The sequence below is a fragment of the Corallococcus sp. CA049B genome (assembly GCF_003611685.1).
Taxonomy (GTDB): Bacteria; Myxococcota; Myxococcia; order Myxococcales; family Myxococcaceae; genus Corallococcus; species Corallococcus coralloides.
Genome location: NZ_RAWC01000023.1, coordinates 21,098 through 47,907 on the forward strand (window position 1 = coordinate 21,098; position 26,810 = coordinate 47,907).

At 69.1% G+C, this 26,810-nt stretch carries 19 protein-coding genes; 11 read left to right on the forward strand and 8 right to left on the reverse strand.

Going from position 1 to position 26,810, the window contains the following annotated elements; all coding sequences use genetic code 11:
• Positions 1-28: 28 nt before the first annotated feature.
• The 5 genes from D7W82_RS07895 to D7W82_RS07915 all read left to right on the forward strand — a co-directional run bounded on the left by D7W82_RS07895 (position 29) and on the right by D7W82_RS07915 (position 4,492).
• Positions 29-1,168, forward strand: a complete 1,140-nt coding sequence (locus D7W82_RS07895) for a PQQ-binding-like beta-propeller repeat protein (RefSeq protein WP_233587374.1) — start codon at positions 29-31, stop codon at positions 1,166-1,168.
• On the forward strand, positions 1,165-1,602 hold the full coding sequence (locus D7W82_RS07900; protein WP_120576879.1) for a (deoxy)nucleoside triphosphate pyrophosphohydrolase: 438 nt from the start codon (positions 1,165-1,167) through the stop codon (positions 1,600-1,602). The genes D7W82_RS07895 and D7W82_RS07900 overlap by 4 nt, the downstream gene beginning before the upstream one ends.
• A complete protein-coding gene (locus D7W82_RS07905; protein WP_120617740.1) occupies positions 1,602-2,477 on the forward strand; it encodes a ribonuclease H-like domain-containing protein in 876 nt (291 codons plus the stop codon). Before D7W82_RS07900 ends, D7W82_RS07905 begins: the two co-directional genes overlap by 1 nt.
• Before the next feature lie 98 nt (positions 2,478-2,575).
• Entirely contained in the window at positions 2,576-3,541 is a 966-nt protein-coding gene (locus tag D7W82_RS07910) for a hypothetical protein (RefSeq protein WP_147439261.1), read from the forward strand.
• 69 nt (positions 3,542-3,610) lie between these two features.
• A complete protein-coding gene (locus D7W82_RS07915) occupies positions 3,611-4,492 on the forward strand; it encodes a DUF3014 domain-containing protein (protein WP_233587370.1) in 882 nt (293 codons plus the stop codon).
• A gap of 3 nt (positions 4,493-4,495) precedes the next feature.
• Here D7W82_RS07915 and D7W82_RS07920 read toward each other — a convergent pair whose 3' ends face one another.
• Positions 4,496-5,053 carry a hypothetical protein gene (locus D7W82_RS07920; protein WP_120617743.1) on the reverse strand — a complete coding sequence of 186 codons (558 nt, stop codon included), beginning with the start codon at positions 5,051-5,053 and terminating at the stop codon, positions 4,496-4,498.
• A gap of 114 nt (positions 5,054-5,167) precedes the next feature.
• Here D7W82_RS07920 and D7W82_RS07925 point away from each other — a divergent pair, with 114 nt between their 5' ends.
• On the forward strand, positions 5,168-5,548 hold the full coding sequence (locus D7W82_RS07925; protein ID WP_158617608.1) for a DUSAM domain-containing protein: 381 nt from the start codon (positions 5,168-5,170) through the stop codon (positions 5,546-5,548).
• A 417-nt stretch (positions 5,549-5,965) separates the two neighbouring features.
• Here D7W82_RS07925 and D7W82_RS07930 read toward each other — a convergent pair whose 3' ends face one another.
• Positions 5,966-8,326 (reverse strand): Ig-like domain-containing protein, encoded by a 2,361-nt coding sequence (locus D7W82_RS07930; protein ID WP_120617745.1) that lies wholly within the window; start codon positions 8,324-8,326, stop codon positions 5,966-5,968.
• A 481-nt stretch (positions 8,327-8,807) separates the two neighbouring features.
• Between D7W82_RS07930 and D7W82_RS07935 the strand changes: the two genes are divergently transcribed.
• Together D7W82_RS07935 and chrA are read left to right on the forward strand one after the other, a co-directional pair.
• Positions 8,808-9,215 carry an arsenate reductase ArsC gene (locus D7W82_RS07935; RefSeq protein WP_120617746.1) on the forward strand — a complete coding sequence of 136 codons (408 nt, stop codon included), beginning with the start codon at positions 8,808-8,810 and terminating at the stop codon, positions 9,213-9,215.
• A complete protein-coding gene (chrA, locus tag D7W82_RS07940) occupies positions 9,215-10,369 on the forward strand; it encodes a chromate efflux transporter (protein WP_120617747.1) in 1,155 nt (384 codons plus the stop codon). Before D7W82_RS07935 ends, chrA begins: the two co-directional genes overlap by 1 nt.
• Positions 10,370-10,443: 74 nt before the next feature.
• Here the strand turns inward: chrA and D7W82_RS07945 are convergent, their stop codons facing one another.
• The gene (locus D7W82_RS07945; protein ID WP_120617748.1) at positions 10,444-11,283 is read right to left on the reverse strand and encodes a LysR family transcriptional regulator; all 840 of its coding nucleotides are present in this window, start codon (positions 11,281-11,283) and stop codon (positions 10,444-10,446) included.
• Positions 11,284-11,291: 8 nt separating this feature from the next.
• Here D7W82_RS07945 and D7W82_RS07950 point away from each other — a divergent pair, with 8 nt between their 5' ends.
• Positions 11,292-12,158 (forward strand): DsbA family protein, encoded by an 867-nt coding sequence (locus D7W82_RS07950; protein WP_233587371.1) that lies wholly within the window; start codon positions 11,292-11,294, stop codon positions 12,156-12,158.
• A complete protein-coding gene (locus D7W82_RS07955; RefSeq protein ID WP_233587372.1) occupies positions 12,155-12,940 on the forward strand; it encodes a pirin family protein in 786 nt (261 codons plus the stop codon). Before D7W82_RS07950 ends, D7W82_RS07955 begins: the two co-directional genes overlap by 4 nt.
• A 189-nt stretch (positions 12,941-13,129) precedes the next feature.
• On the opposite strand, the gene D7W82_RS07960 is transcribed toward D7W82_RS07955, so the two are convergent.
• The 4 genes from D7W82_RS07960 to D7W82_RS07975 all read right to left on the reverse strand — a co-directional run bounded on the left by D7W82_RS07960 (position 13,130) and on the right by D7W82_RS07975 (position 22,479).
• The gene (locus D7W82_RS07960) at positions 13,130-15,985 is read right to left on the reverse strand and encodes a MopE-related protein (protein WP_158617609.1); all 2,856 of its coding nucleotides are present in this window, start codon (positions 15,983-15,985) and stop codon (positions 13,130-13,132) included.
• A 530-nt stretch (positions 15,986-16,515) separates the two neighbouring features.
• A complete protein-coding gene (locus D7W82_RS07965; protein ID WP_120617769.1) occupies positions 16,516-18,822 on the reverse strand; it encodes a kelch repeat-containing protein in 2,307 nt (768 codons plus the stop codon).
• A gap of 184 nt (positions 18,823-19,006) precedes the next feature.
• Positions 19,007-20,668, reverse strand: coding sequence for an SMP-30/gluconolactonase/LRE family protein (locus D7W82_RS07970; protein WP_199727702.1), 1,662 nt, complete (start codon positions 20,666-20,668; stop codon positions 19,007-19,009).
• On the reverse strand, positions 20,665-22,479 hold the full coding sequence (locus D7W82_RS07975; RefSeq protein WP_199727703.1) for an NAD(P)/FAD-dependent oxidoreductase: 1,815 nt from the start codon (positions 22,477-22,479) through the stop codon (positions 20,665-20,667). The genes D7W82_RS07970 and D7W82_RS07975 overlap by 4 nt, the downstream gene beginning before the upstream one ends.
• A 102-nt stretch (positions 22,480-22,581) precedes the next feature.
• Here D7W82_RS07975 and D7W82_RS07980 point away from each other — a divergent pair, with 102 nt between their 5' ends.
• Positions 22,582-23,163: a TetR/AcrR family transcriptional regulator gene (locus D7W82_RS07980; protein ID WP_199727704.1), complete on the forward strand. Its 582-nt coding sequence runs from the start codon at positions 22,582-22,584 to the stop codon at positions 23,161-23,163.
• A gap of 120 nt (positions 23,164-23,283) precedes the next feature.
• On the opposite strand, the gene D7W82_RS07985 is transcribed toward D7W82_RS07980, so the two are convergent.
• Positions 23,284-26,466, reverse strand: a complete 3,183-nt coding sequence (locus D7W82_RS07985; RefSeq protein ID WP_158617610.1) for a MopE-related protein — start codon at positions 26,464-26,466, stop codon at positions 23,284-23,286.
• Positions 26,467-26,810: the final 344 nt, after the last annotated feature.

Genomic DNA, 26,810 nt, shown 5'->3' on the forward strand with positions numbered 1-26,810 from the left:
GCTCGCTCGGTGGAAGCGGTGGGTGGGAATGGTGGCCGGGGCAGGGCTCCTGGCCGGGTGCGCGACGGCGCCGCTGTACGGCAACCCGGAGCTGCCCGCGGCGCCCCGTCAGCCGCCGGTGGACTACTTCCAGGTCAACTGGTGGACGGGGCTCGTCGACAAGGTCCCGCTGCTGGAGTACTCGCCGCGCGAGCCCGCCTCTCCGGTGTACGACCCGGAGAGCCGGAACGTCGTGGTGCAGACGCGTGACGGCTACGTGCGCGCGGTGGGACCGGACGGGAAGGTGGCCTGGTCCCTGCGCACCGGAGCCCGGGCGCTCGCGGGCGGTCTGGCCAGCGAGGGCGTCATCTACCTGCCGGGCGGCGACGGCGTGCTGTACGCGGTGGATGGCCGCACCGGCGCGGTGAAGTGGAAGTACGCCACCAGCGAGTCCCTGGCCACGGTGCCGGTGCTCGCGGACGGCCTGGTGCTGGTGGCCACGGACACCGACACGGTGTTCGCGGTGAAGGCGACGGACGGCACGTGGGTGTGGCAGTACCGGCGCGACCCGCCGTCGGGCTTCACCGTCCGGGGCGCCTCCGCGCCAAGAGTGGACCAGGACACCGCGTACGTCGGCTTCTCCGACGGCTTCCTCGTCGCCCTCAAGGTGGAGGACGGCGGCGTCGTCTGGGAGAAGTCCCTGTCGGGCGCGGGCACGGAGTTCCTGGACGTGGACACCACGCCCGCCATCGACTCGGCGGGGCGGCTCTATGTGGCCTCGTACAAGAACGGCCTGTACGCCCTGGAGGCGGACACCGGCGCGGTCATCTGGAACGCCAGCGTGGGCGGCCTGACGTCGCTGCTGGCGCGGGGCGAGGTGGTGTTCGCCACCGGCGACGGCCGCGTGGACGCCTACCTGGGAGAGACGGGAAAGCTCATCTGGTCGCTCCCCCTCAAGGACAGGACGGCGCTCGCTCCGGTGTTGGCCAGGGGAATGCTGCTGGTGCCCAACGAGCGTGCGCTGCTGTTCGTGGACCCGACGACGGGCAGGTCGCGCATGGCGTGGAACCCGGGCGTGGGCATCTCCGCGCCGCCGTTCGTGGTGGGCTCGCGGGTGTACGTGCTGTCCAACAACGCGTACCTGTACGCGCTGGACATGAACGACGTGAAGAAGGGGCCGCGCGGGTGACGCGCGCCGTGCCCCGGACGGTGCGGGTGGTGGCCGCGCTGATTCCCCGGCCCGGTCCGGAAGACGGCGGGCCTCGGTATCTGGTCCAGCAGCGCCTGCCCGGTGGGAGCCGCGCGCTCCTCTGGGAGTTCCCCGGCGGCAAGGTGGAGGCCGGCGAAACGGACGAGGCCGCCCTCGCGCGCGAGTGCCGCGAGGAGCTGGACGTGGAGCTGTCCGTGGGTCGCCGCCTGTGGGAGGGCCGCCACACGTACCCGGATCTCACGGTGGAGCTGGTGCTGCTCGCGGCCACGATTGTGTCCGGTGAGCCGAAGCCGCTGGGCGCGCACCAGCTGGCGTTCCACACGCCCACGGAGATGCAGGCGCTGCCGTTCTGCGAGGCGGACGTGCCGCTCCTGGACGACCTGTTGGCGGGAAGGCTGGGTGCGCTCGATTGATGCTGCTGCACACGTTCCAGCTCATCCCCGGCGTGGGGCCGTGGCGCGAGAAGGACCTGTGGTCCAAGGGCATCCGGACCTGGGATGACTTCCCGGACGGCGGCATCGTCATCAGCCGCAAGGCGGACACGGCGGCCCGCGAGCGCATCGCGGAGGCCCGGGCGGCGCTGGCCCGGCGCGACTTGAAGGACCTGGCCCGCATGGTGCCGCCGCGCGAGCACTGGCGCCTGTTCCCGGAGTTCCAGGACGACGCCGTCTACTTCGACATCGAGACGGACGGCAGCAAGACGCAGGTGCCCACGGTGGTGAGCCTGTTCGACGCCGAGGGGCTGCACGTCTACATCCAGGGCCGGAACATGGAAGCGCTGCCGGAAGGCCTGGCGAAGCGGCGGCTGTGGGTGACGTTCAACGGCTCGTGCTTCGACGTGCCGGTGCTGAAGGAGTACTTCGGCGCGAAGAACTTCCCGGTGCCGGAGGCGCACATCGACCTGCGCTTCGTCACGCGTCGGCTGGGGATGGGCGGCGGGCTGAAGGAGATTGAAGACAAGCTGGGCGTGGGACGGCCGCCGCACCTGAAGGGCGTGAATGGCTACGACGCGGTGCTGCTGTGGCGCGCGTACCTGCGGCGCGGCGACGTGGAGGCCCTGCGCTACCTGGTCGAGTACAACCTCTATGATTCGTTCCAGCTCCGGTCGCTGATGGACCTGACGTACAATAAGGGCGCGGACGACCTGAACCTGGACGTCCCCCGGCTGAAGGTGTTCGAGCGCGGAGACCTGCTGTACGACGTGAGCCGGCTGCTCCTGGAGTTGGGCCCCACCGAGCGCGACGTGGATACGCTCGCGCGCGTGCGGGCCATGGAGCAGGATTCCTGAGCGGCCAGGTCGTGCCTTGGGTGGGCCGGCCGCGGCCCGGCACGCCGTGGGGCATTCCCAGCCGCCGCGTTGCGCTCACTCGAATCACGACGCTGCCGGTGACGGACGCGGAGTGGGCGGGCGACGGCTTCGTGCTGCCTCCCTCGGGCGGGTCCGTGGGGCTGGCCCTGGGCGTGCGGCGCCTGGCCGTGCTCGGGGCTCGCGAGGCGTGGCCGCCGGGCCGCGTGTTGGAGCTGCCTCGGGCCGCGGGGCTCGTGGCGCTGCATCCGTCGCTTGGGTGCGCGGCGGTGCTGGGGCCGGGGCGCATCGAGATGGTGGGCCGGGCGCTGGACGGGAGTCCGGTGGAGACGCCCGCGCGGGCCTGGACCCGGCACACGCAGGCCCTGGGGTTCGACGTCACCGGCGAGAGCCTCTGGACGAGCGGCGTCCAGGACGGGCGGGCTTCGGTGCGCGTCCTGGATGCCCGAACGTTATCGGACGTGGCGGGGACGGAGGCGGGGCTCGAGCTCGACACGCCGGCGCTGGGTGAGGACGACCTGGACGGGCTGCACGAATGGATGCCGCATCCGAGCCTGCCGGTGATGGGCGCGTCGGTGAGCCTGGGCCAGGAGGGCACGTGGCTCACGTTCGTGGAGCGCGGCGCGGCGGGGCTCGTGCGGGGCGCGGCGGTGGCTTCGGTGGAGGCGCCGTTCTATCCGGCGGGGTTTTTTCCGGACGGCTCGGGCTTCATCGGCGTGGGCGGCACGTGGGTGCGGCGCTGGACGTACCCAGAGGCCACGCTGGCGGCGGAGTTCCTGCTGCCGGAACAGGGCACGCTCGCCACGGGGTACAGCGGGCTGGTGACCGAGCGGGCGGTGCTGGTGGCGGTGGAGGACCTGTTGGAGGTGGGGGAGTGGTACCTGCTTCAACTGGACCCGGGCTCGCTGCGGCCCGTGTGCGCGTGGGAGCTGCCGTTGTCCACGGAGGCCGTCACGTCGGTGCACCTCTTGCCCGGCGGTTTCATTCTGTCTCCGGAGGACGGTCAGCTCTGGCGCCTGCCGGACGAGGTCCTCGCGGCGCGGTGAACACAGACGGCGCGGATTGTTCACGCGCGCGTGGAATGGCTCAAAGGCCTGTCTGTAATGTCCGGGACCATGAGCGATCCGAACTTCGTGAATCAGGGCCCTGGAGCCGTTCCGCCGCCGCCGGAGACCGAGCCGCCCAAGGCTCCGTCGCGGGGCAAGGTCCTGGGCATCCTGGTCGCGCTGATGGTCGTGGGCGTGGTGGGTTCGTACTTCGGCTTGAGGCGCCAGTCGGAGGCGCCGCCCGTGGTGACGGCGCCGCCGGTGGTGGACGCGGGCGTGGCGGAGGTGCCCGCGGAGGTGCCGCTGCAGGAGAGCGACGGGCGCATCCGCGATCTGGCGGGCAAGCTGTCGGTGGATCCGGAGCTGGCGAAGTGGCTGCAGGAGCGAGACCTGGCGCGCCGGTTCACCGCGTCCGTGAGCAACATCGCGGACGGTGAGAGCCCTCGGGCCTCGCTGTTGTTCATGGCGCCCGTGGGGGCGTTCCAGGTGGGCGCGGCCGGGGCGAACGGGCGCTCGGAGATCACGCCGCTGAGCTACGCGCGCTACGACCTGGTGGCCCGGGTGCTGGGTTCGCTGGACGCATCCGGCGCGGCGATGGTGTACCGGGAGCTGAAGCCGCTCATCGACCAGGCGTACCGGGAGATCGCGCCGCCGGATCAGGGCTTCGAGACGGCGTTTGGCCGGGCCATCCAGCACCTGCTGGCGGTGCCGGTGCCGAAGGGGCCGGTGGAGGTGGAGCCCAAGGGCGCGCTGTATGTCTATGCGTCGCCGGAGCTGGAGGGGCTGAGCAAGGCCCAGAAGCACCTGCTGCGGATGGGCCCGGGGAACATGCGGCTCATCCAGGCGAAGCTGCGGGAGCTGCGCACGGCGCTGAACCTGCCGACCCCGGCGCCGGCCACGCCCGAGCCGTTGCCGGACCAGGCGCCGGGGCAGTCAGAAACCCAGGAATGACGGCTACTTGGACTTCTTCTTGCCGCCCTTGGCGGGCGCCGGAGGCGGCTTGGGCTTTTCCTTGTCGCCGATGATCTGGAACGAGGCCCGGAGGTCCTCGACGTCGCGGCCGCGCGAGTCCTGGAACGACGAGCCGGTCTGCGAGTCGACGACGAGGGTGTACGAGTAGCCGGTCTTGAGCGGCTGCGGCAGGTGGATGCGGTACACGAGGCCATCATCGGCCTCGGACACGGAGTCGTCGGAGACCATGGCCCGGTCGGCTTCGTCCATGAGCCGGACGCGGTAGTTCTTGAGGCCCAGGGTGCTGCGCAGCTCCAGGTCGGAGGTGGGCTCCACGAGCGGCTTTTCCTCCAGGGCCAGGGGGATGAGCGCGGAGCCGCCGTCCGGCGACAGGTACTGGAGCGTGAAGACCACGGCCTCGGGGCCCGAGTCCGGAGCCGCCGTGGGGCCGGTGACGCCGCCGTCCACGGGGGCCTGGGCCGTCTTGTCAGGGCAGCCCGTCAACAGGGCCGCGGTGAGGCCGCAAAGCGCGGCGAGTCCGGTTCGTCGGAAGAGGCGCATGGGGCGGCAAGGTACGTTCCGGAACCGGGCTCGGGAAGCACGAGATTCCCGGGCATGGCGGCCGGAGGTTGGTGGCCGACGGTGGCATGTCATGTGTGGGCCGGGGGTGGCGCAGTGAAGTCCGAGGACTGGCGGAAGGTGATCGACCTGGGCCTGGCGCTCGCGAACGGTGCGGACCTGCCGCAAGACCCCGAGATGCCCGAACTCCTGCGCAGGATGGCTCTCGAGGTGGGGCTGACCCGTGCGGACGCCAACGCAGCACTTGCCAGTGCGGCGGATACAGCCTCACTCGTCAGGGAGATTCATCGACGAACGCGTGAAGGCGCGTATCGGCTCGGGCGGGCATTCGGGGCATCCGATTCGCTCAAGATGAGCGGGGACCGTGCCGGAGCTCGGAAGGTGCTTGAGGACGCGATGGCGGCGGAGGTGGTGCCGCTTTACCGGGCGCAGCTCCAGGCGTACCTGGACCATGTCGATGAGCCCGACGACACGTGAACGCCGGGCCCGGGCCGGTTGCGCGGACGTCCGCGGCGGCCTTGGGCGGCTGGGGAAGCGCCTGGAATCCTTGGGGGATCCCTGGTCGAAAGGTCTGATAAGAAGCGTTATGTAAACTAACCAGCCAGTCCGCCCGTGGATTGAGGGCCGACAGGCCCGAGGTAATCCCCTGGTTTTTCCCTCTGGGCCCGGCCCAGTGAACCGGCCAATCCACCCGCTTTCCCCCTGGAGGCCCGCGGTGGGGGTGCTGGTGGCCCAGGTGAAGAGGTTGAGGCGCCCTTGGAGTCCGTCACCGTCAGCGTCAGCGCCACCGGGCCCGCGGCGGCCGGGGCACGGTGTTGGAGGCGTCGAAGGCCTGGGCGCTGAAGGTGCGGCTGCTGCCGGCGGGCAGCTGGGCGGGCCGGGCTGTGTACTGCGTCAGAACTTCAGGCCTGGCACCTGCACAGGTGTAGTTTGCCTCTCCGTGGTTCCATCACCCAACTGGCCGTAGGCGTTTTGTCCCCACGCCCAAACGGTGCCGTCCTGCTTCACGGCATAGCTGTGGTAGTAGCCGGCCACGACTGTTGCTACGCCTGTCAGTCCCGGCACCTGCCCCGGCGAAAGACGATTTGTTGCCGTACCGTTGCCGAGCTGCCCTTCAACGTTGGATCCCGAGGCCCAGACAGTGCCGTCCTGCTTCAGTGCGAGCACGTGCTCGACGCCAGAACCGATGGCCACGATGCCTGTTAAGCCAATCATCTGGACAGGATGACTACGGTTGCTCGTTGTCCCATCTCCGAGTTGGCCGAAATTGTTGCGACCCCAGGCCCAGACGGTGCCGTCCTGCTTCACGGCGTACGATTCGTTGTGTCCAGTAGCGACGAACACAACGCCGGCCAAGCTTGGCACCTGTCCGGGAGAGCTACGGTTGGCCGTTGTCCCGTCGCCTAGCTGCCCAAAAACATTGTGGCCCCAGGTCCAGACGGTGCCGTCCTGCTTCAACGCAAGCGCAAAAGTATCACCCCCACTGAGGGCAATAATCCCCGTCAAGCCTGGGACTTGTACCGGTGAGTAGCGATGGTTTGTCGTCCCCTCGCCGAGCTGCCCGTAACCATTGCCACCCCACGCCCACACTGTGCCGTCCTGCTTCAACGCATAGCTACAGAGGGAACAACTGCCGAGGGCAGTAATCCCCGTCAAGCCTGGGACTTGCCCCGGCAAGTAACGGTTGTTCGTCGTCCCGTCGCCGAACTGTCCATCGCCGTTGACTCCCCAAGCCCAGACAGTGCCGTCCTGCTTCAATGCAATTGAGTGGTTGATGCCGGCGGCGACTGCTTTCATCCCCACCAAGGTTGGTACCTGGGAGGGGCTGTTTCGGCTTGTTGTCGTCGTCCCGTCGCCCAGCTGCCCGAAACCATTGTGGCCCCAGGCCCAGACGGTGCCGTCCTGTTTCACGGCGAGCGTGTGGATGCGGCTTGTGAGACGCCCACTCAGCGCCGCGCAGAAGGCACCGCCCTGGAGCGTGAAGGCGTAGGAGGCTGAGAGGCCGAGGGTGTTGGTGACGGTGGCCGTGACGCTGAGCGGATTGCCTGCGGACACACAGGAGGGCGCCGTCCAGAGGACTTCGCTGGTGGTGGCAGAGCTGGTGGCGGTACTGAGGGCGCCGGCGCTGGTGGACCAAGTGAAGGTGAGCGCGCTGCCCTGGGCGTCGTGCGCGCGTACGCGGAAGACGACGGTGCCGCCGGCGGCGGGCACCGTGGCGATGGACTGGAAGGCTTCTACCATCTCGGGCGGGAACCGGCCGGTGGTGGGTGGTCCCACGTGGAGGGTGAGGCTGCCCCTGCCCTCCCCTCCGCGGCCGTCACGCGCCACCACGCTGAGAGTGCAGCTGCTGCTGGCGGGCGCTTCCGAAGGGGTGAAGGAGGCGCTGGCGGCGGTGGCGTTCGTCCAGGTGCCGGCGCAACTCGTCGTCCACTCGTAGGAGAGGGAGTCACCGTCGGAGTCGCTCGCCGTGGCGGTGAGGGTGGTGGTCTGGCCGACGGCGACGAAGGTGGGGGAAGCGGTGACGCGGGCTACCTGGGGCCAGGTGTTAACGGAGACGTTGACGGACGCGCTGCCACTGCCGGTGGACACCGTGACGGTGACGCTGAGGGAGGCGGAAGCTCCCTTGGAGTCTGTCACGGCGAGCGTCAGCATCACCTGTCCCGGGGTGGCCGGAGCCGTCCAGGTGCTGGTGAGGCTGGAAGGCGCGCTGAAGCTGCCCGTGCTGGCCGTCCAGGAGTACGTCAGCGTGTCGCCGGGGTTGGGGTCGTCCGCGGAGGCCTGGAGGGCCACCTGGCCGCCCGGGGCGACGGTGCCAGGGCTGGCCACCAGGGAGAGGATGCGCGGCGCCGCGTTGTCGAAGGGAGGGGGCGCGTTCACCTCCTGCAAGAGAAGGGTGACGGCCGTCGTCTGCCCGGCCTGGATGGTGACATTGGCCACCTCGCCGGCGTAGCGCATGACGTTGGAGGCGTCGAAGGCCTGGGCGCTGAAGGTGCGGCTGCTGCCGGCGGGCAACTGGCCCAGCACCCCACCCCACTGCCCGCCTGTCTTCACCAGCGCGTCCGTGCGCGTCGTAATGCCAGGGCCCGAGGTGGTGACCTCCACGCGGGTGACGTCGCTGGCGCTCAGCGCCTGGGGCAGCGTCACCACGGCCTGGGCGCTGCCCTCTTGCGCTGGCTGGGCGCTTCCGCATCCTGCCAGGGCCAGCACCAGGCCCAGGGCCAGTAATGCCAGCCCGCTTCGACTCTCTCTTCTCATGGACGACCCCAGCGCGTGGGACGGAGGCCTTCCGCCAGCGAGCGGGCCTCTCCGGCCACGCCCCCGGTGGCCCACCGGCGGAAGGTGCACTGGACTCTATGGGTCGGCCCCGCTTCCGCGCTCCTGAGTCGCCGCCGCGCCGGGGAAGTCCCTGAGGACTCCCCGCGTCATTGCCCTTCAGGGCTACCCGGTGGGGTGGGTTTGCACACCCCTCGCGATGCGATTGAGCACCGCAGTGTCCGGGCGTCCGGCCCACGACTGCCAAAGCAAAGGTACTGCCTCTTACCCTCGTGGCGGCCCCCCGACGCCTGCGTAAGCCTCCTACCCTCCTCCTTCCCCTGGGCCCCTTCTCCGAGACGCCTGCGGGTGAATTGACCGGTTAACGGTCAACTAAGCCCCTGGGGTGCCCTGGGGTCTTTGGCCTGGGCCCGTTTCGCGTTCGTTTGAGTGGTTCCCCCGCTTCTCTGGTGAAGTCCGCGCGATGGAAACGGTCATCTTCGCCTGCATCCACAACGCGGGCCGCTCGCAGATGGCGGCGGCGTTCTTCAACGCCCTCGCGGCTCCAACCCGGGCGTGTGCCCTCTCCGCTGGAACGCGGCCCGGAGACCAGGTCCACCCGGAGGTCCAGGCCGTCATGGCCGAAGTCGGCATCGACTTGTCTGGCGCCCTGCCTCGGCTCCTCACGGACGAACTGGCTCGGAACGCCGGATGGCTCATCACCATGGGCTGTGGCGATGCGTGCCCGGTCGTTCCTGGCCTGAGGCGCGACGACTGGCCCCTGGAAGACCCCAAGGGACAGCCGCTGCCCCGGGTGCGTGAGATCCGGGACGAAATCCGGGCCCGTGTGGTCGGCCTGCTGACCCGCCAGAACTGGCTCCGGGTCCCCTGATGGCGCCCCCACGCCCGGGTTCCGTCGGCGAAGTCGCTTGGGTCTTCCTCCGGCTGGGGCTGACGGCCTTCGGAGGCCCTGCCGCGCACATCGCCATGATGGAAGACGAAGTCGTGCGCCGGAGGGCCTGGCTGCCCCGTGAGGAGTTCCTCGACCTGCTGGGCGCCACGAACCTCATCCCCGGTCCCAACTCCACGGAGCTGGCCATCCACCTGGGCCACCGGCGTGCCGGCTGGCCCGGACTTCTCGTGGCCGGCGCGTGCTTCATCGTCCCGGCGATGCTCCTGACGCTCGCGGCGGCATGGGCCTACGTGCGTTTTGGCACCCTGCCGCAAGCCGGCGCCCTCTTGTACGGCGTCAAACCCGTCATCCTGGCCGTGGTCCTCCAGGCCCTATGGGGCCTCGGTAAGACGGCCCTGACGACCCGGCCCCGGATCGCCGTGGCCATTGGCTCGGCCGTGGCGAGCGCCCTGGGCGCCAACGAACTGCTCATCCTGGCCCTGGCCGGCGGTTCCCTGGCGGCCTGGAGCCATTTTCGGTCCTCCCCGGCGTCCGGATCGACGTTCGCCCTGCCGCCGTTCGCCCTCCACGGCCTCACCGCCGTGACCGCCACGGCCGCCGCGCCGTTCAGCCTCGGCGGCCTCTTCCTGTTCTTCCTCAAGGTCGGCAGCGTGCTGTTCGGCAGCGGCTACGTCCTGCTGGCCTTCCTCCGCGCGGACCTCGTCGAGCGCTGGGGTTGGCTCACCGAGGCCCAGCTCCTGGACGCGGTGGCCGTGGGCCAGTTCACGCCGGGCCCCGTCTTCACCACGGCGACGTTCATCGGCTACCTGGTGGGCGGCACGCCCGGCGCCGGGCTCGCGACGCTGGGCATCTTCCTTCCCGCGTTCGTCTTCGTGGCGCTCAGCGGCCCGCTGATCCCCCGGCTTCGCCGGTCCAGGACCGCGGGCGCGGTGCTCGATGGCGTCAACGCGGCCTCGTTGGCCCTCATGGCAGTGGTGACCTGGCAACTGGGACGCGCGGCACTGGTGGATGGCTGGACGGTGGCCCTCGCCGTGGTCGGAGCGGTGTTGCTCCTTCACTGGCGGGTCAACTCGGCCTGGCTGGTGTTGGGTGGTGCCGCCGCAGGACTGCTGCGAGCTTGGCTGCAGGCCTGACTCACGACAAATCGATGCATGAGGCGGTTCGTGGCGGTTCCGCCTCGCGAGCTTGTCCTCCCGCCCTGAGGACCTCAGGCCTCCCACACGCCCGGGGCGCTCCGGAGGGCTTCGGAGAGTGACTCCCGAGCCCGCCGGAGGGCCGCGTCCGCGCGCCGGGTGGCGGCGGATAGCAGCCACACCGGTGGGCCGCCCGGGAGCTCCTCCTCCAGCACCAGGCGCGGATCTCCCTCGGCAAGCAGCGCCGGGAGCACGCTCCGCCCCAGACCCGCGACGCAGGCGTCCCTGATGCCGAGCAGCGTGTCGCACTCCACGAGGGCCTCCGCGTCCTCGGGGACCGCCTTCCACCAGCGCATGGAGGATCGGGTGCGCAGGTTCCCGGATGGCAGGACCCAGGCCGCCGGGTCCTGCCTGGCGGCCCGCGCCCGGAAGACTCCGAGCCGCAGCTTCCCCAGTTGCTGTCCCCGCAGCGCCCCGCCCGGCGTGTGACTCGGCCGCAAGGCCAGATCCGTCACCCCGGGCTCCAGCGCCAACTCGCTCTCGGAGATGCGCACCTGGACCCGCTGCGTGAAGCCGCACGTGCGCAGCGCGCCGAACAGCAGGGACGCCAGCACTTCGTTCGTGGTGATGACGAACTGGCCAGCGCGCGCCCGGCGCTGCTCCTCGATGAGCGCCCCCACGTCCAAGGCGTGGGGGCGCATGTGGCCCGCGCGCTCGGCGATGGCGAGGCCGAGCGGCGTCGGACGCAGCGTCGCCCCACGCAGGAAGAGCGGCACTCCGAGCGCGCGCTCGAGGGCGTCCACCCGCCGAGAGATGGACGAATGGCGGAGCGAGAGCTCGCGTGCCGCGCCCACGACGCTCCCCGTGCGCACCAGCGCCTCCACCGTCTGCAGGTCGTCCCAGGCGATGTGCATGAACGCACATGCTGTGCGCGTCCACGCGAGTCGTCAACGCAGGGGCCTGGGGCTATCTCTCGGGGCGCGGCAATGACCGCCAAGAGGAGCTGGCCATGAAGACCCCCAGAAATGAGAACGAGACGCCCTCTGACACGCAGGCGCTGTGTGACCCCGAGACCGGGGCGTGCGCACTCCCCGGCGCTGCGCAGAAGAGCGTCGAGTCGAGCACAGAGGAACTCGTGGGAGAGGTGCTCTATGTGGGGGACCCGATGTGCTCCTGGTGCTGGGGAGGCTCGCCCGGCCTCCGCCAACTGGAGGCGGAGGCAAACCGTCGGGGTATCCCCTTCCGCATCCGGGTGGGCGGGCTCCGTGCGGGAGGCGGGGACCCCTGGAGCGAGCGGTTCAAAGGCTTCCTGCGCCACCACTGGGAAGAGATTGCCGCGCGCACCGGGCAGCCGTTCTCCACCCGGTTCCTCGACCGGGCGGCGTTCAACTACGACACCGAGCCTGCGTGCCGCGCGTTCCTCGTCATGCGCGGGATGCTCGCGGAGATGCCGGGACCGGAGACGCGCGCGTACGAGGTGTTTGCCGCCATCCAGCGGAAGTTCTACGCCGAGGGAGAGGACCCGACCGTGGCGCCCTTCTACGAGAGCATCTGCGCCGCGCACGGCCTCGACTTCAGGGTGTTCCTGAACCGGTTTGATCATGCGGACGCGAAGCGGGCGACGGCGAACGAGTTCCAGGAGGTCCGGGCCCTGGGCGTGAGCGGGTTCCCCACCGTGCTCTTCCGTGGCGGCTCCGGCGTCGAAGTGCTCGCGAGCGGCTTCGCGACCGGACCGCGCATGGTCGAGGCGCTCGCTCAGGCGACGAAGCGCGCAGGGGGCGAGGCGTGAAGCTCGGTCGACGTGCGCTGGTGCGCGGCGGGGCCCAGCTGTTGGGGTTCGCCGCGCTCGGCTGTTCCGCGCCTCCGAAGCCCGAGCCCATGGCCGACGTCCGTCTGCGGCCACTGTCCTCCCTGCCGGTCACGCAGCTGCCCTGGCTGCGCCTGCAAGATCACTTCATCGCCACCGTGGGCCCCAGCGCAGGCAAAGGACGCGCGCTCGGCAGCCTTCTGGTCCTGGCGGATGCCACCTTCGCGCCTCGCTCGCGCTTCCCGCTCCACCCGCACCGGGAGATGGAGATCCTGAGCATCGTCCTCAGCGGCGAGCTGAGCCACCATGGGGACCAGTCCCCCGGGGCGACCCTGCGCCCACGCGAGGCGCAGTTGATTTCGGCCCGAGACGGCATGCTCCACGCCGAGGGCAACGAGACAGATGAAGACACGCGGATGCTTCAGCTGCGGTTCGCCCCCACGCAGCACGGCGGTGCACCCGCCTACTTCCGCCGCTCCGTACCGCACGCCGCACGGAGCGGTCGTCACCTGGTGGCCGGGGATGAGGCGATGCCCCTTCGGAGCGACGCGCGCGTGTGGTGGCTGGACCTGACAGTGGGACAGGAGACTGCGCTCAAGGTGGCCCCGGGACGTGCCGGCTATCTGCTGTCCCTGGATGCCGCCCTGCAGCTCGGGCAAGGGCGAGTCCTCGCCAGGGGCGAGGGGGCACAGCTGCACCGTGGATGCATGACGCTGAGCGCCTCGCAGGACTGCAGCGCGCTCTGGATTGACGTCGCGGCCTGAAATTCCAGAGAGACTGATTTACGAGGACCTCATCCAGATTCGACAATCCGCCTCATGGCAGGGGCCCGACCTGGTTCGCCGGCCAAGAGTCTGGGCGGCCCAGGCCCGCCCTTCCCTGCCCCTGGGCCCTTTTTCGCAGATGTCTGCGACATGCTGGGCGCCTGTCAATCCCAGGCGCCCAGTGCCTTGTTAGAGACTCAGACCCGGCACCTGCATGGGCGTGTTACGGCTCGCCGTCGTCCCGTCGCCAAGCTGACCGGACTGATTGCTCCCCCAGGTCCAGGCGGAGCCGTCGTGCTTCAATGCGAGCGTATGCCAGTCGCCAGCGGCGATGGCCGTGACTCCTGTCAATCCCGGCACCTGTTGGGGCGTTTGGCGGTCCGTCTGCGTCCCATCGCCGAGCTGACCCTCATTGTTTCCGCCCCAGGCCCAGACGGTGCCGTCCTGCTTCAGGGCCAGCGAGTGGAAGACGCCTTGCGCGATGGACATCACGCCTGTCAGCCCTTGTACCTTCACAGGCGTGAAGCGTCGGGTGGTCGTCCCATCGCCAAGCTGGCCACCCGCGTTCCACCCCCAGGCCCAGACGGTGCCGTCCTGCTTCAGGCCGAACGAACGGTAGTAGTAAGCGGTGAGGACCGTGACGCCCGTCAAACCCTGCACCTGCACGGGCGTGAGGCGGTTGGTGGTCGTCCCATCGCCCAGTTGGCCTTCGCCGTTGTTGCCCCAGGCCCAGACGGTGCCGTCCTGCTTCAGGGCGAGCGTGTGGTTATAGCCGGTGGCGAGGGCCGTAACGCCCGTCAATCCCGGCGCCTGCACGGGCGTGAAGCGGTCGGTGGTCGTCCCGTCACCGAGCTGGCCGGAGTAGTTCCATCCCCATCCCCAGACGGTGCCGTCCTGCTTCAGGGCCAGCGTATGGAAGAGAATGGCGGTGAGGGCTTTGACGCCCGTCAAGCCCGGCACCTGTATGGGCGTGAGGCGGTTTGTCGTCGTCCCATCGCCAAGCTGGCCCTGTGCATTGGAGCCCCAGGCCCAGACGGTGCCATTCTGCTTCAGGGCCAGCGAGTGGTGGTTACCCGCGGCGATGGCGACAACCCCGGTGAGGCCCAGCACCTGCGCGAAAGTGAGGCGGCTCGTCGTCGTCCCGTCGCCGAGCTGGCCCTGTCCATTGAAGCCCCGGGCCCAGACGGTCCCGTCCTGCTTCAAGACGAGCGTGTGTTCGAGGCCCACTGCCAGCTTTGCCGCTGAGGCGACGCATGAGGTGCTTTCGTCCACCTGTCCGTCGCAGTCGTTGTCCAGGCCGTCACAGATCTCTGGGGCTACAGGATGGATGGCCGGATTGCTGTCATTGCAGTCGCCCGCATTCGGGGCATGCCCCGCAGGCTGGACGCATGCCTGCACCGCCTGGGATGTCAGTCCGTAGCTGTCTCCGTCCTGGTCGCGGTACCAGGTCTGGAACGGCGCCCCGTTGTCCACCTGCCCGTCGCAGTCGTTGTCTTTGCCATCGCACACCTCGCTGGAAGCCCCCTGCGTCGGCACGCACTCGATGACTCCGTGGGTGCAGTACGTGATGCCCTCCCCGCACACCCCCAGCTGCCCTGTGTCGCACGCCTGGAGGCCGCCCGGATTCCCTTCGTCCGTCGCCCCGTCGCAGTCGTTGTCCAGGCCATCGCACTGCTCGGCGGATGCGGACTGGCGCGGCTGGCACACCATGCTGCCATTCGTGCACGCCGTCACCCCCGCCGCGCAGACGCCCTGCTGTCCCGTCGAGCAATCCGCCCCGCCGCTGGCATTGCCGTTGTCCACCACCCCGTCGCAGTCGTCGTCCATCCCATTGCAGGTCTCCTCCGCGCCGGGATGGGTGCTGGCCGAGTAGTCATCGCAGTCGAGATCCTCCACGTAGCCCGGAGACGGCTCGCAGGACTCCTCGGACATGTACTCGTCCCCGAAGCCGTCCATGTCGCCGTCGAAGTAGAACGTGTTGGCGATGAGGGCCGTCCCCGGCGCCGTCACAGGTGTCGTCGACGTGCTGCCCGTGCCAAGCTGTCCCTGTCCGTTGTTGCCCCAGGTCCAGACGGGGCATCCAGGCCTCAGGGCCAGCGTGTGCTGCGCCCCAGCCGCGAGCGCCGTCGCATCCGAGATACCCGTGACGCCCGCGGGCGAGGCGCTGTTCACCGTGCCTCCGTTGCCCAGCTGGCCCGACGCATTGTGTCCCCAGGCCACCGCCAGGCCATTCCCGATGATGGCCAGCGAGCTGTTGTGCCCGGCAACGAGGCGCGTCACCGCGAAGACGCCATTCACCGGAACGGGCGTCACCACCGGCGTCGTGCTGGTGCTGCCAGTGCCCACCTGTCCGAAGGTGTTCTGCCCCCACGCCCACACGTTGCCGAACTGCTCATCGACGATGAGGGAGTGGCCCGCGCCCGCCGCGACGGCCTTGGCGAGCGGCAACCCCGCGACCTGCACCGGAGTCAGCACCGCCGCGCTGGTGGCGCCATTGCCCACCTGGGCGGATGAATTCAGGCCCCAGCCCCACACCTTGCCGTACACATCCAGTGCCAGCGAGTGGTTGACGCCCGCGGCTATGGCGCGCACGGTGGGCAGGCCCTGCACCACGACAGGCGTGGCCACCGCCGCGCTCGCGCTGCCCGTGCCCACCTGCCCGGAGGCATTCTGGCCCCAGGCCCACAGCCGTCCGTCCGCGCCCAGCGCGAGCGAGAAGTTCCCGTTGGCGGCGATGGCCTGGACGTTGGAGAGCGCCGCGACCTTCGTCGGAATGAGCACCGTTCCGCCCGCGGTCCCCAGGCCCGCTTGGCCGGAAGCATTCTGTCCCCAGGCCCAGACGTTGCCGCTCACGTCCAACGCGAGCGAGTGACCGATGCCCGTGGCAACCGCCTTGATGGAAGGCAGCCCGTTCACGCGGCCAGGCTGCGACTGGGGTGTGCTGCTGGTGCCGCCGGTGCCAAGCTGCCCTGTGACGTTCTGGCCCCAGGCCCAGACCGAGCCATCCTTCCTGAGGAACAGGGAGTGGTAGGCGCCCGCGGCCACAGCCTGCGGCACCTTTACGACCGTGAGACTCTGTCTCGCAGTGGCGGTCTCGGTGTCACCGGCGGCCTCCGGTTCCATCCCTCCGCAGCCCGTGGCCGCGAAAATCCCCAAAGCCAGAATCGCCAGCCAACTGCTACTTGTTCGCCTCACGGAAGCCCCCCTCGTGCGTGATTGCATTCCCCATCCTTGAGACAGCACCGAACCCGCTGATGCACGGGCGTGTTGGGAATGGAGAGGGGGAACTTCTACCAGAGGTGTGAATGCTTGCTCCTCTGGGTCGACTTGGCCCCCTTGGCTTTGGGCAACCATCCTCCTCGGCGTGAGGCGGAGCCGGCGCTCAACGACGCGGAGGGATTGGTCGTTTGAAGGCAAACCAACCGGATAATCCGCACACTGCACGGAGCGGTCGCCACCTGATGGCCGGGGATGAGGCGATGCCCCTTCGGAGCGACGCGCGCGTGTGGTGGCTGGACCTGACAGCGGGACAGGAGCTCATGTGAGACATGAATAGAGATGGCTCCTCGCAGGGTTCAGGGCGTGTACAACTCCGCTGCCGCAAAGGAGGTGCTACCGGTGAGTCCCCCCGAAACGAGCACCTGGCCATTGGACAGAAGCGTCGCCATGTAGCTATCGCGGGAGGCGGCCATGGAGCCGGTTGCGCTCCAGGTGCCCGAGGCCGGGTCGAACACTTCCGCCGTCGCGAGTGTACCGCTCGTGTTGTTGCCCCCCGCTACGAGGACCTTGCTGTTGGGCAGCAGCGTCGCCGAGTGTTCGCGGCGAGCTGAGGCCATGGAGCCTGTCGTGCTCCAGGTGCCCGAGGCCGGGTCGTACACTTCCGCCGTCGCGAGGCGGTTGAGCGAATTGATTCCCCCCGAGACGAGCACCTTGCCGGTATTCAGCAACGCCGTCTTGTGGACGCGGCGAGCTGAGGTCATGGAGCCCGTCGTGCTCCAAGTGTTCGAGGTGGGGTCGTACTCCTCTGCTGTCGCGATGGCGCCGTTATTGTCTCTTCCCCCCGAGACAAGCACCTTGCCGTTGAGCAGCAGAACCGCCGTGTGCTGGTCGCGAGGCGATGCCATGGAACCGGCAGCGCTCCAGGTGCCTGTGGCCGGGTCGAACACCTCCGCTGCGACGTAGCCGCTGCTGTTGGAGCCCCCCGCGACAAGCACCTTGCCGTTGGGCAGCAACGTCGCGGAGTGGTAGTAGCGAGGTGCGGCCATGGAGCCGGTTGCACTCCAGGTGCCCGAGGCCGGGTCGTACACCTCCGCCGTCGCCAGGTAACTGCTCCCGTTCTGCCCTCCTGCGACGAGAACCCTGCCGTTGGGCAGCAACGTCGCGGAGTGGCAGTAGCGAGGTGAGGCCATGGAGCCGGTGGCACTCCAGGTGCCCGAGGCCGGGTCGTACACCTCCGCCGTCGCCAGATAGCTGACCCTGCTCTGCCCTCCCGAGACGAGCACCTTGCCGTTGGGCAGCAGCGTCGCCATGTGCCCGTAGCGATGCGTAGTCATGGAGCCCGTCGAGGCCCAACCCGAGGGACCACAGGCAGGAAGCCCCGTCACTGCGAAGCTTTGGGTGGCCGTGAGGCCAAAGGCATTGGTGACGGTTGCGATGATGGTGGTGCTCACTGAGACACAGGAGGGAGCTGTCCAGAGGACTTCGCTGGTGGATGCGGTGCGGGTCGCGGTGCCCAGGATGCCGGTGCTCGCGGTCCACGCGAAGGTGAGAACGCTGCCCTGCGGATCCTTCGCCCTCACCCGGAAGACGACGGTGCCGCCCGCGGAAGGCACGGAGGCCACCGACTGGAAGGACTCCACCACCTCGGGCGGGAAGCGCCCGGAAGTCCCCGGGCCCACGTAGATGCCCAGACTCCCCTGCCCCTGGCCGCCCCGGCCGTCCGAGGCCACCACGGTGAGCGTGCACGTGCCGCCGGACGGCTGCGCCGAGGGCGTGAAGCTGGCGCTCGCTGAGGTGTCATTCGTCCACGTCCCCGCGCAATTCGCAGTCCATTGGTAGCTCAGGCTGTCGCCATCCGCGTCGCTCGCGGAAGCCGTCACCTGGGTGTCCTGCCCCACGGAGACAGAGGACGGCAGTGCCGTCACCGTGGCCACCTGGGGCCAGGTGTTGAAGGAGACGTTGACGGCGGCGCTGCCGGTGCCGGTGCTCACGGTGATGGTGACGCTGAGGGACGCACTGGCGCCCTTGGAGTCCGTCACTGACAGCGTCAGCACCGCCGGGCCCGCGGAGACGGGGGCCGTCCAGGTGGTGGTGAGACTGGAGGGATCGCTGAAGTTGCCCGAGGCCGTCGTCCAGGCGGAGGTGAGGACGTCCCCGGCGTTCGGATCATCCACGGTGGCTTGGAGGGTCACCTGCCCGCCCGGCGACACGGTGCCGGGACTGGCCACCAGGGAGAGGATGCGCGGGGCCGCGTTGTCGAAGGGCGCCGGGGGATCTGCCTCTTGCAAGAGCAGGGTGACGGCTGTCGTCTGGCCTGCCTGGATGGTGACGGGCGTCACCTGACCCGCGTAGCGCACGGTGTTGGAAGAATCGAAGGCTTGGGCGCTGAAGAGACGGCCGGTGCCGGCGGGCAGCTGTCCGAGCACCCCACCCCACTGCCCACCCGTCTTCACCAGGGCATCCGTGCGAGTCGTCATGCCCGCGCCTGAAACGGTGAGCTCCACGCGCGCCACGTCGCTGGCACTCAATGCCTGCGGCAGCGTCACCACCGCCTGCGCGCTGCCTTCCGCCTCCTCGGATTGCTGCGCCCCGCCGCAGCCAGCCAATGCCAGCACCAGGCCCAAGGCCAGACACGCCAGCCCGCTTCGACTCTCTTGATTCATGGACTGTTCCCCCGGGTGCAGCTGGATGGGCCTCCCCGAGAGGCAATCCGCGCCCACGCGGACGGGTGCCTGACTCAGGAGAGGAGCGCAGGACTCTAGTGGGAGTTCCCACCCTTCGCTCCTGAGTCACCCCAGCGCCACGCTGGTCCAACCCGACCTCTCCGCCACCGGCCGCAGGACAGATTCAGGGCTCGGGGACGAAGCGGTAGATGGCGCTCTCGATGTCGGACGTCAGGTAGACGGTGCCCGAGCGCCCCACGGCGACGCCCGTGGGCAGGTAGCCCGGCGGAAAGGGAGCGCTCTCGGGCAGACCGATGCGCAGCCTGCTCGCGACCACCGTCGACCTGCCCGTGGCGGGATCGATGCGCACCAACTGCTTGCGGCCCACCTCGGCGACGAAGAGTCCACCGTCCGGATGCCTGGCGATGCCCTCGGGGCCCTTGAGGCCCCTGGCCACCGTGCGCCTGGCGCCATCCGACAGCCGCACCCGGGTCACCTTCCCCGCGCGCACCTCGGTGACGTACACGCCGGGCTCCTGGGCGTCTGTATCGGCCGCGAGCCCCACCGGGCCCTCCAGCCCCTCGGCGAGCACCGTGGTGACCGCGGGCTCGGCCGTGTCCACTCGCACGAGCCGGCCCGTGGCGCCCTCGGCGAGGATGAGCGTGCCGTCCGCGAGCTCCACCACGCCCTGGACGCCGTGGGTGTTGGGCAGGGTCCGCAGGAGCTTTCCCGTGGCCCGCTCCAGCACCTGCACGCTGCTGAGTCCGCCCAGATAGGACGTGCTGCGCACCACGTGCTGGGCGCTCACGCTCACGTTCATGGGGAAGTTCGTCGGCGAGGAGAGCACCCGGTCCGTCTGGTGGATCTTCCCATCCAGGCCGCCCACCTGGCGCAGGGCATACACATCCGCCACGTAGACCCGCTCGTCCGGATCATCCGGCGCCACGGCGATGCCCGAGGGCACGCTCAAGCGCGCCTCGACCAGCACCCGCACCGAGCCATCCGCGGGGTTGACCACGCGGATGTCGTTGTCGACCATGTTGGACACGTACACCTGGTCGTCGGGACCCACGGCCAGGTTGTCGAGCCCGGTGGGCAGCGTCGCGACGACCTCCTTGTCGCCCGAGGGCAGCCGCACCCGCACCAGCTCGCCCCGCGCCGCGTCGACCACGTAGAGGTGCTCGCGCCGTGCGTCGAAGTTGACGGCCGTCGGCATCGCGAACCCCTGGGCCACGGGCTCGATGCCGCCCGTATCCACGTCGATGCGGGCGATCTGCCCCTTGAGCAGGAGGGGGCCGTAGAGCTTGTCGTCCGGGCCGAACTCGAAGCCGTTGAGGAAGCCGGGCCCGTCAATGACCTTGCGTGGCGGCTTCTTGCCGTTCGGGTCCACTTCCCACAGCACATCCGCCGCGCCGAGCTGGGTGGCGTAGAGCCGGCCATCGCCGCGGAAGGCCAGCGAGTTGAGGCCCGGCAGCCCCCGGGCGATGACGCGCGTCTTGCCCTCCGGCGTGCGCCGCATCAGCTGGCCGGTGAAGTAGCCGGTCCAGTAGACCGAGCCGTCGGGTCCCAGGGTGACGTCATCCGCGCCGCCCAGCGGAGGCCCCACCAGGGGGCTCACCGCGCCCGTCTTCAGGTCGACGGAGTGCACCGTCTGGCCCAACAGGTTGCTGGCCAGCAGGTGGCCCTTGCCGTCGACGACGAGCCCGTGGACGCCCTGGAAGGGAGAGCCGGCGACCACCACCTCCTGGCGCCAGGCCTTGGGCGGAGCGGCCAGCACCGGAGCCCCGGCCAACACCAGACTGGCGGCCAGGGACCTGGAGAAGAATCGGAACAGGGGCGCGCTCATGACTGGACCTCCGCTCCGCCGCGCGTGAGCTCCAGGCCTACGAGCTCCTCGCCCTTGCGCCACTCGCGCAGCACGTCGATGAACGCGAGCGTGTCTCCGCCGAAGGTGGCGTACTTCATCATCTCCGGGCCCGCCTTCATTCCCTCGTTGTTGTAGTAGCCCGGCGTGCACTCGGCCCCGCCAAAGGTGGCGCTTGTCTTGAGCCGGCCGAGGATGACGTCCCACCACTGCTGTTGCGCCTGCTCCGAGGGCTCGGACACCTCGACGCCCTGTTGCAGGCACCGCGCGATGATGAAGGCGGCGTGCTGGGATTGCTCGTCGAGGATGTGCACGAAGTTGATGGCCCAGCCGCTCTGGGTCGTGGTGAACAGCATCAGGTTGGGGTAGCCGCGGCTGTGCATGCCGTGCAGCGTGGCCGGGCCCTGCGCCCAGGCATCCCGCAGCGACCGCCCTCCCCTCCCGCGGATGTCGAAGCCCAGCTTCTGGGTGAACTCTCCCGCCACATCGAAACCCGAGGCGTAGATGAGACAGTCGACCGGGTATTCCTTCCCGTTGACCACGACGCCGGTGGGCGTGATGCGCTCCACGCCCTGGCCCTCGGTGTCGACGAGCTGGACGTTGGGCCGGTTGAACGTCGGCAGGTATTCGTCGTGGAAGCAGGGCCGCTTGCACAGCTGGTTGTAATAGGGCTTGAGCGCCTCGGCCGTCGCGGGATCCTTCACGATGGCGCCCACGCGCGCGCGGATCTCCTCCATCTTGCGGAAGTCAGACAGCTGCGCGAGTTCGGCCGCCTCTTCCGGCGAGCCGGCCCGGGTGAGGTCCAGACCCTGGAAGATGTACGTCCACCCGTCGTTGACCAGGTCGACGGGCTGCTGGCGGCCGGAGACGATCGCGGAGAAGTTGCGGATGCGCTCCTGCTGCCAGCCGGGCTGGAGCGACTTCGCCCAGGCCTCGTCCGTCGGCTGGTTGGCACGCACGCCGACCCCCGAGGGGGTGCGCTGAAAGACATACAGCTGCTGGGCCGCGGCGCCCAGGTGCGGAATGGCCTGCACCGACGTCGCGCCCGTGCCGATGATGCCCACGCGCTTGTCGACCAGCTTCGTCATGGGGCTCGTCGGGCTGCCACCCGTGTATGCGTAGTCCCAGCGGCTCGTGTGGAAGCAGTGGCCCTGGAAGGTCTCGATGCCCGGGATGCCCGGCAGCTTGGCCTTGTGGAGGATGCCGCCCGCGATGATCACGAAGCGCGCCGCGATGAGGTCACCCCGGTCCGTCGTGATGTTCCAGCGCCGGGTGCCCTCGTCCCAGTCCATCGTCCGCACCAGCGTCTGGAACAAGGCGGCCTTGTAGAGGTCGAAGTGCCGGCCGATGCGCTGGCAGTGGGCGAAGATCTCCGGCGCCTTGGCGTACTTCTCCCTGGGCATGTAGCCCGTCTCCTCGAGCAGCGGCAGGTAGATGTACGACTCCACGTCGCAGGCCGCGCCCGGGTAGCGGTTCCAGTACCAGGTGCCGCCGAAGTCGCTGCCCTTCTCGACGATGCGGAAGGACTCCACCCCCGCCTGACGCAGGCGCGCACCCGCCAGCATGCCGCCAAAGCCACCGCCGACGATCAGCACGTCCGTCCGCTCGGTCAGCGCCGGCCGGGTGAATCCGGGCTCGACGTAGGGGTCCTTGTCGAAGTCCGCGAAGACGCCCTGGAGGGGGCGGTACTGGGCAGTGCCATCCGCGCGCAGCCGCTTTTCCCGCTCCTGTCGGTATTTCTCCTTCAACGCTTCTGGAGAGAAGGACAGCTCGCCTTTCGTCGTCGCAGTCATCCGCGCTCGTCCCTTCGGCTGAGCGGCCGTGTACGATGTACACGGCCGTGTACATTGCGGGACATACCCGAATTCCTCGAATATGTAAACGGTCGTGTACATATGACCCCTCCTTCCGACCCCAGGTCCTCGGCGCGTCAACGGGACGCAGAGCGCACGCGTGCCGCGCTCATCGATGCCGCCCGGACGCTGTTCTCCACGCGTGGTTTCGCCAGCACGGGGGTGCGCGACATCGCGGACCTGGCGGGGGTGAACTCCTCGCTCGTGGGCCGCTACTTCGGTTCGAAGCAGGGGCTGTACCGGGCGACGCTGGAGCAGGTGCTCGACATCACCCCCCTGTTGCAGGTGGAGCGTCGGCGCTTCGGTGAGGAGGTGGTGTCGCTCTTCTTCGGCGCGGAGGACGCTCCGGGGCCCCTGGCGATGTTGATCCTCTCGGCGACGGATCCCGAGGCCTACGCGACGACGGTCGAGCTGCTGCGGGAGAAGGCGCTGGAGCCGCTGGCGCGCTGGCTCGGCCCACCGGATGGTGAGGGGCGCGCGGCCCGGCTCAACATCCTCTGGAGCGGCTTTCTCATCAGCTGCCGGTTGATGCCCGGCTATCACCAGTCCGCGTCGGGCAACACCTCCACCCGCCGCTGGCTGGAGCAGGCCATCCAGGCGGTCGTCGATGAAGGCGGGACATGAAAGACTTGGTCATTCGCGCTTCATTGCCACAGCGGCCGTCCTGCACCTTCACAGTGAAGGTGCAGGTGCCGCTGCGCATGGCATGGGCCGCCGGACGCCCGGCCCATCTTGAACCCGGAGCTACGGGATGGCTGGGCCCCTGACCTGCACCGGCGTCGTGCGCTGGGTCGTCGTCCCGTCGCCAAGCTGGCCGCTGCTGTTGCTGCCCCAGGCCCAGACGCTGCCTTCCTGCTTCACGGCCACCGTGTGATTCCCGCCAGCCGCCAGGGTGTTGACGCCAGTCAATCCCTGGACCTGCACAGGTGTCGCGCGACGGATCGTCGTCCCGTCGCCAAGCTGGCCGCTGCTGTTGTTACCCCAGGCCCAGACGGTGCCATCCTGACGCAAGATGACGGTGTGGTGGCTATCGGTATCGGGATCGCCGCTAGCGACCAGCGCAGTCATGCCGGTCAATCCCGAGAGCTGCACCCGCACTGGCGAAGTACGATCGGCCGTCGTCCCGTCTCCGAGCTGGCCTGCATTGTTGAAGCCCCAGGCCCAGAGGGTGCCATCCTGCTTCAGCGCGAAGCTGTGGCCCGAGCCCGCGTAGACGGCGGCAACACCTGTCAGTCCCGCCACCCGCACGGGCGTGGTGCGGTTGACCTTCGTCCCGTCTCCCACCTGCCCGACGCTATTGAAGCCCCAGGCCCAGAGAGTGCCGTCCTGCTTCAAGGCAACGGTGTGACCCGAGCCAATTCCAAGGGCCGTGACACCTGTCAGTCCTGTAACGCGCACGGGCTGCTTGCGGTAGGTGGTCGTTCCATCTCCCAGCTCACCCTCGAAGTTATTGCCCCAGGCCCAAACGGTGCCGTCCTGTTTCAACACGACCGTGTGGTCTCCGCCCGCATGAAGAGTGGCAACGCCGGTCAGTCCCTGAACCTGCACCGGCGTGGTGCGGTTGGTCGTCGTCCCGTCCCCGAGTTGACCGCTTTGGTTGCTACCCCAGGCCCAGACGGTTCCGTCCTGCTTGAACGCGACGCTGTGGTGTTTACCCGCGTGAATGGCGGTCACACCCGTCAGTCCCTGAACCTGCACCGGCGTGGTGCGGTCGGTCGTCGTCCCGTCCCCAAGCTGGCCCACGCTGTTGCTGCCCCAGGCCCAGACGGAGCCGTCGGACTTCAGGGCCACGGTGTGGTAGCGGCCAGCGGCAACGCGCTGGAACCCAGCAGCGAAGCACGCGGAGCCCGGAGGACCGGAAGCCGCCTCGTCGATGGAACCGTTGCAGTTGTTGTCCACTCCGTCGCAGACCTCCGCCGCTCCTGGCCGGATGCCCGCGTTGGAGTCATTGCAGTCGTTGGCATTCGACACGTAGCCTGCGGGCTGGCTGCACTTCTGCAGCGGAGAGGCCGAAGTGCCATGGCCATCCCCGTCCGCGTCGCGATACCAGGCCTGCGTGGGCAGGCCTTCGTCCACCAGGGAGTCGCAGTCGTTGTCCACGCCATCGCAGATCTCCGGGGCTCCAGGATGGAGGGCCGGATTGCTGTCGTTGCAATCGCCTGCATTCGGGGCATGCCCCGCGGGCTGGACACAGGCCAGAACGGACTGGGACGTCTGACCGTAGCTGTCGCCATCCTGATCGCGGTACCAGGACTGGAAGCTCAGCCCATCATCCGGCTGTCCGTTGCAGTCATTGTCCAGACCATCGCACTGCTCGGCGGAGGCGCCACGAATGGGAGCGCACTCGATGATGCCGTGGGTGCAGTACGTGACGCCCTCCCCGCACACGCCCAGTTGCCCGGTCGCGCACGCCTGGAGTCCTCCCGGATTTCCTTCGTCCGTCGCGCCGTCGCAGTCGTTGTCCAGGCCATCGCACTGTTCGACGGATGCGGCCTGGCGCTGCTGGCACACCACGCTGCCATTCGTGCACGCCGTCACTCCCACCGCGCAGACGCCCAGCTGTCCCGTCGAGCACTCCGCCCCGCCGCTGGCACTGCCGTTGTCCACCACCCCGTCGCAGTCGTCATCCATGCCATTGCAGGTCTCCTCCGCGCCGGGATGGGTGGTGGCTGAGTAGTCGTCGCAGTCGAGGTCCTCCACGTAGCCGAAAGACGGCTCGCAGGCCTCTTCGGGGATGTACTCGTCGCCGAAGCCATCCATGTCGCCGTCGAAGTAGAACGTGTTGGCGATGAGGGCCGTCCCCGGCGCCGTCACGGGCGTCGTCGACGTGTTGCCCGTGCCGAGCTGTCCCTGGCTGTTGTTGCCCCACGTCCAGACGGGGCAGCCGGGCCGCAGGGCCAGCGCGTGCTGGGCCCCGGCCGCGAGCGCCGTCGCGTCCGTAACGCCCGCGACTCCTACGGGCGAGGCGCTGTTCGCCGTGCCGCCGTTGCCCAGCTGGCCCGACGCATTGTGCCCCCAGGCCACCGTCAGGCCATTCCCGACGATGGCCAGGGAGCTGTTGTGCCCGGCAACGAGGCGAGTCACCGCGAAGACGCCATTCACCGGAACGGGCGTCACCACCGGCGTCGCGCTGGTGCTGCCCGTGCCTACCTGTCCGAAGGTGTTCTGCCCCCACGCCCACACGTTGCCGAACTGCTCATCGACGATGAGGGAGTGGCCCGCGCCCGCCGCGACGGCCTTGGCGAGCGGCAACCCCGCGACCTGCACCGGAGCCAGCACCGCCGCGCTGGTGGCGCCAGTGCCCGCCTGGGCGGACGTATTCAGGCCCCAGCCCCACACCTTGCCATCCGTGGCGAGCGCCAGCGCGTGGTTGACGCCCGCGGCCATGGCGCGCACGGTGGGCAGGCCCTGCACCACGACAGGCATAGCCACCGCCGCGCTGGTATTGCCGGTGCCGACCTGCCCGGAGGCATTCTGGCCCCAGGCCCACAGCCGTCCGTCCGCGCCCAGCGCGAGCGAGAAGTTCCCGTTGGCCGCGATGGCCTGGACGTTGGAGAGCGCCGCGACCTTCGTGGGAACGAGCACCGGGTTCCCCGCGGTTCCCAGGCCTGCCTGGCCGGAAGCATTCTGGCCCCATGCCCAGACGTTGCCGCTCACGTCCAGCGCGAGCGAGTGCCCGATGCCCGCGGCAACGGCCTTGATGGAAGGCAGCCCGTTCACCCGGCCAGGCTGCGACTGGGGTGTGCCGCTGGTGCCGCCAGTGCCGAGTTGCCCGGCTACGTTCTGGCCCCAGGCCCACACCGTTCCGTCCTTCTTGAGGAACAGTGAGTGATAGGCGCCCGCGGCCACGGACTGGGGCACCTTCACGACCGTGAGCGCCTGTCTCGCGGTGGCGGTCTCGGTGTCACCGGATGCGTCTGGCTGCATCCCTCCGCAACCCATGGCCGCGAAAAGCCCCACAGCCAGAATTGCCAACCAACTGCTTCTCACTCGTTTCACGAATGCCCCCGGGAAAGGGGGCGCTATAGCCGATATGTGAATGTCTTTGCTCGTGAGTCCACCCTGCCCCCAATGAGTCAATTCTGCGGCTCGGTATTGTCTTTTTGCCCATATTTCTTCACTTGCCGGTTTCGCCGCGAAACCTTCGGGAAGTAACGTTCACGTCGCGTCGAGAAACCCTCTCAACGCAGACCGAAAGGACCCCACCATGAAGATCCTCAAGGCGATGAGCGACCGCTTCCTGAAGCTGTTCCTGTCCTAGGTTTCCGCGG

Bases quoted from the DNA above. Each gene is read 5' to 3' on its own strand.
- D7W82_RS07975 (WP_199727703.1), bottom strand. From the start codon at position 22,479: ATGACTGCGACGACGAAAGGCGAGCTGTCCTTCTCTCCAGAAGCGTTG.
- D7W82_RS07980 (WP_199727704.1), top strand. From the start codon at position 22,582: ATGACCCCTCCTTCCGACCCCAGGTCCTCGGCGCGTCAACGGGACGCA.
- D7W82_RS07970 (WP_199727702.1), bottom strand. From the start codon at position 20,668: ATGAGCGCGCCCCTGTTCCGATTCTTCTCCAGGTCCCTGGCCGCCAGT.
- D7W82_RS07945 (WP_120617748.1), bottom strand. From the start codon at position 11,283: ATGCACATCGCCTGGGACGACCTGCAGACGGTGGAGGCGCTGGTGCGC.
- D7W82_RS07920 (WP_120617743.1), bottom strand. From the start codon at position 5,053: ATGCGCCTCTTCCGACGAACCGGACTCGCCGCGCTTTGCGGCCTCACC.
- D7W82_RS07905 (WP_120617740.1), top strand. From the start codon at position 1,602: ATGCTGCTGCACACGTTCCAGCTCATCCCCGGCGTGGGGCCGTGGCGC.
- D7W82_RS07950 (WP_233587371.1), top strand. From the start codon at position 11,292: ATGCTGTGCGCGTCCACGCGAGTCGTCAACGCAGGGGCCTGGGGCTAT.
- D7W82_RS07935 (WP_120617746.1), top strand. From the start codon at position 8,808: ATGGAAACGGTCATCTTCGCCTGCATCCACAACGCGGGCCGCTCGCAG.
- D7W82_RS07915 (WP_233587370.1), top strand. From the start codon at position 3,611: ATGAGCGATCCGAACTTCGTGAATCAGGGCCCTGGAGCCGTTCCGCCG.
- D7W82_RS07895 (WP_233587374.1), top strand. From the start codon at position 29: ATGGTGGCCGGGGCAGGGCTCCTGGCCGGGTGCGCGACGGCGCCGCTG.
- D7W82_RS07930 (WP_120617745.1), bottom strand. From the start codon at position 8,326: ATGAGAAGAGAGAGTCGAAGCGGGCTGGCATTACTGGCCCTGGGCCTG.
- chrA (WP_120617747.1), top strand. From the start codon at position 9,215: ATGGCGCCCCCACGCCCGGGTTCCGTCGGCGAAGTCGCTTGGGTCTTC.
- D7W82_RS07965 (WP_120617769.1), bottom strand. From the start codon at position 18,822: ATGAATCAAGAGAGTCGAAGCGGGCTGGCGTGTCTGGCCTTGGGCCTG.
- D7W82_RS07985 (WP_158617610.1), bottom strand. From the start codon at position 26,466: ATGCAGCCAGACGCATCCGGTGACACCGAGACCGCCACCGCGAGACAG.